Genomic DNA, 3,608 nt, shown 5'->3' on the forward strand with positions numbered 1-3,608 from the left:
GCTGAGCCACTACGCCGAGCCACCAAAATAGCTTTCAAACTGCTGGCGCTGACCTTTGTGCGCCCAGGTGAGCTGCGTGGAGCGCTTTGGGAGGAGTTCGACCTTGAGCGCGCTGAATGGCGTATCCCTGCTGAACGGATGAAGATGCGCAGCCCGCACATCGTGCCGCTATCGCGCCAGGCGCTGGCACTGCTGGTTGAGTTGAAGCCCTTGGCGGGCAGCAGCCCGTTCCTCTTTCATGCCACCACCAATATCAACCGGCCCATGTCAGAAAACACCCTGAGTTATGCCATGGGGCGGATGGGCTATAGCGGCACGGCCACCCCACATGGATTTCGCGCGCTGGCATCGACGGTGCTGAATGAAGAGGGCTTTGATCCTGACATCATCGAGCGGCAACTGGCGCATGCAGAGAGAAACAAAATTCGAGCTGCTTATCATCGAGCGGAGTATCTCGATGACAGGCGCAAGATGATGCAGTGGTGGGCGGATTTTCTGGATGGCCAATACTTGTGAGCCTGCTCCAGTGCATGCTTAAAGGCGCGCTGGTCGTCGAGTCAGAGACGCGAGGCACCAGCCGGCGACTCTGCTCCCAAGGTCGTAGAACAGTCGAGGGAAATACGACCCGCACAGGTGGCTGCTGCAGACGAGTACTCCAAAGCCATAGAGAGCGGCATGGCGCCCGGTTTTCTGTTCTTGTTATACTGCATGGGAAATTGCAGATGACTAAGAATCAATGGGTTACGAAGATTTTACGGCGCCCTTATTATCAATTGATATACGGACCCTCGGGTCCGTATAAACACTGTTAGGGCTTGCCAAACCTGATGATGCAGCCATCTAAAGAGATTATTGGTCAGCGAGTACGGAACAGGATCATTGAGTATTTTGAATTGATTTCAGGTACCGAGGCCACTTCTAGCCCATTGGGCCTGAATGAAATAATTAATACTTGGGATGACTGGACTGACGCAGAGTTACTAAAAAATGAAGCAGTTCACCCGTTCACTTCAATTGAAGTAACGGCATTATTGCGTTTCGATTCCAAGTTGCGTGATTTTTGCTCAGTTACTCCCCAAGACATTGCCGATGATCACGCCGAGATGCTACGCCCAGAATGGGCTGTTCTAGTTTTAGAAGCTCAGCAAGCACTAGGCGTATTCAGGCAGAGGGGTTATCTTTCAGAGGATTTAGAGCAATTATGAACCATCGCCCTAACCTTTCAGTCAACCTGACCGCCCAAAGCTGCGCTTTGGGTTCCCTCCATGCCTCCGGCATTCCGGCGGCAGGTTACTTCCAACGTTAGCCGACTTACTGCCCATGCTTAAAGTAGCCTTGACCATACTCGCTGTTCTGATTAGCGCCTACTGGATTGGCGAGCGAATCAGAAGAAATCCAAAGATCGACAAATTCCTATCCGCGCTTGAGGGTGGCTATTCGAAGCTGAACGAGCGGCTTGAAGAGTCCACGATCATGGATGGACTACGACTTCTTCGTAAGTATTACGGCTGGATTAGTGTCGCCCTATTCATTTGTATTCTCGTCGTTCAGCGACTTCCTCAGTCCACCCCAATGGCTACGCTCAGGCTGTTTTCAGTGTTTGGGTTTGCCTTCATGGGCTGGTTTTCGATCAAATGGGTAACGGAGCACAAGAGCACGATTGTCGAGATATCCAGGGACAATGTACTTATCGTATTTGGCCCGCTTCTACTGGGCATTTTTGACATTTTGTTTGGCACCCCATTCATGGACATCTTGGCCCGTCCAATGCGTGAAATTGCAACGCTACTGCACTTCGACCTTCCGCTCGACACGAACCCGATCGCAATCGGAAGCATCACTTCACTGGCAGTGCTCGGTTTTTTCGGCTTCTACTATTTGCTCACGTGGATTGTTACAGCGCCAGTGTTTCTAATTTCCGTGTTTGTGGTGCTGCTCCCAATACGCTTTGCGCGTCTCTTGGCCGCCATCGACCGCACAAGCACATTTCTTTGGTTGACACTTTTTGTCATGTTAGGAATTTCCGTTTGGCTCTCTCAACTCTAAGTCGGCTAACCCGGCGGTGCAGGGGACGCTGCGCGATAAAGCCGCGCGGCGCCCCTGACCTTGAACGCTAGTCCTCACAACTAACTCCTCCACGAGTTCTCTCCCCCATGGATGCCAAGCCGTACACAAAGACACTGCAAGACGAACTCGACTGGAAGCTTCTAGACCAGCTGTCGGGCGTGGTTAGCCAGATCAGCAGCTTCTGCTTTGAAACCAAGAAGTTCTGCGTAACCACACTCTTTGTCGTCATGACGCTCATGGTGAAGTTCACAAGCGACAAACTGGACGATTCGATTTTTGTCGCCGGACTTCTCATTCCTCTCTGCTTTTGGTTTCTCGACTCGACGGGCTACTTCTATCAAGTCAAGCTCAGAGGAACGATGGAACAGATACGTTCTCGACTCGCCTCAAGAGACCAGCGCCCACTGGTCGCAGCCGATGGCACAGGAATCATCGCGAAAGACAGGGTAAACATTCCCAACTACCGCAAGGTCCTGGACGCTGCTCTTAATCACTCGATGTGGCTGTACGCTCTCCTTGTGGTTGCCAATCTTGCCGTTTGGGCGTTGTTTAGCATTGGAAAGATAAAGTGAAGGTCTTTGTAAGCTACTCTCGCCGGGATGGCGTGGTCACAAAGCCCATGCTTGAACTACTGGACAAGCACCTACAGGGGGTGTGCACCCCTTTCATTCACTGTTTGCACGGTTCGAACCGCCGCTGGGAACAGCTACACGTCCTCAGAGCACTCTTGGCTTCACACACTCTGCTTTTGGTCGAGTCACCCGCAGCTGAGTCGTCGCCATGGGTCAGGCTGGAGGTATGGTTAGCACGGCTTCTGTGCCGGCCGCTGATTCGGCTGCGCGCAAGCGACATCGGAGTTGTCGTCGAGTGAGGCCTAACTCCTCGCTCAACCTGAGAGCCAACGGCGTGCCACAAAGCCCACGCCACAGGGCAGGTGTGCATTATCTGTGCCGTGGGCTTTGTGGCACGCCCCTGTCTCCAGGTTAGCTCGAACGTTAGCCCCTATGGATTCTGCGCGTAAGAAACAGCTCAAGGTCTTGGGTAAAGCAGAGGTAGCCCGTAGCTCTGCTGAGATTCGTGCCGCCTTGAAGGAAGCCAACCCTGAGCCCTATAGCGATAAGCGATGGGGCGAAAATTACAAACGAGGAACGCTCCGCGAAAAATGGCTTAAACAAAAATCACCTTTGCTTCACGCCAAAAAATTGGAAGAGCTCTTCGTTGTCGTGCCAAACGGCAGTGCAGGTTGGCAACCTCATCTTGGCGGCTATGTTCAGTGCCAACGTTGTGGTTCTGTGGCCCCTTCCGCCGTGCGCAAGCGTTGGTTCTATTGGGCCAGTTGTCAGTGTGGAAATATTCAATTCCGTTGCGTTGGCCCTTGGAAGAAAATATCCGTGGCTAACCCGGAGCTTTTAATCCCGGTGAAATTGATTGGCCGGGGCTAACCTTTCGGTCAACCGGACCTGCCGCAAGCGGCAGTCCGGTTACCTCCAACTACAAGGGCTTCCCCGTCCCTTGCAATAGCAAAGTACGGTTGATTCACT

Annotated in this window: 5 protein-coding genes; all 5 read left to right on the forward strand. The window is 52.7% G+C overall.

Features of this window, described 5'->3' with window-relative positions; all coding sequences use genetic code 11:
• A partial coding sequence (locus tag BT173_RS18880) for a tyrosine-type recombinase/integrase (protein ID WP_139256244.1) occupies positions 1 to 516 on the forward strand: 516 nt, incomplete at its 5' end.
• Between the two features lie 311 nt (positions 517 to 827).
• Positions 828 to 1,205 (forward strand): hypothetical protein, encoded by a 378-nt coding sequence (locus tag BT173_RS19525; RefSeq protein WP_139256245.1) that lies wholly within the window; start codon positions 828 to 830, stop codon positions 1,203 to 1,205.
• 115 nt (positions 1,206 to 1,320) lie between these two features.
• A complete protein-coding gene (locus BT173_RS18885) occupies positions 1,321 to 2,046 on the forward strand; it encodes a hypothetical protein (RefSeq protein ID WP_072430228.1) in 726 nt (241 codons plus the stop codon).
• Positions 2,047 to 2,153: 107 nt separating this feature from the next.
• Entirely contained in the window at positions 2,154 to 2,639 is a 486-nt protein-coding gene (locus BT173_RS18890; protein ID WP_072430229.1) for a hypothetical protein, read from the forward strand.
• Between the two features lie 432 nt (positions 2,640 to 3,071).
• Positions 3,072 to 3,509, forward strand: coding sequence for a hypothetical protein (locus BT173_RS19530; protein WP_139256246.1), 438 nt, complete (start codon positions 3,072 to 3,074; stop codon positions 3,507 to 3,509).
• Positions 3,510 to 3,608 lie beyond the last annotated feature (99 nt).

The sequence above is a fragment of the Chitinimonas taiwanensis DSM 18899 genome (assembly GCF_900119825.1).
GTDB lineage: Bacteria > Pseudomonadota > Gammaproteobacteria > Burkholderiales > Chitinimonadaceae > Chitinimonas > Chitinimonas taiwanensis.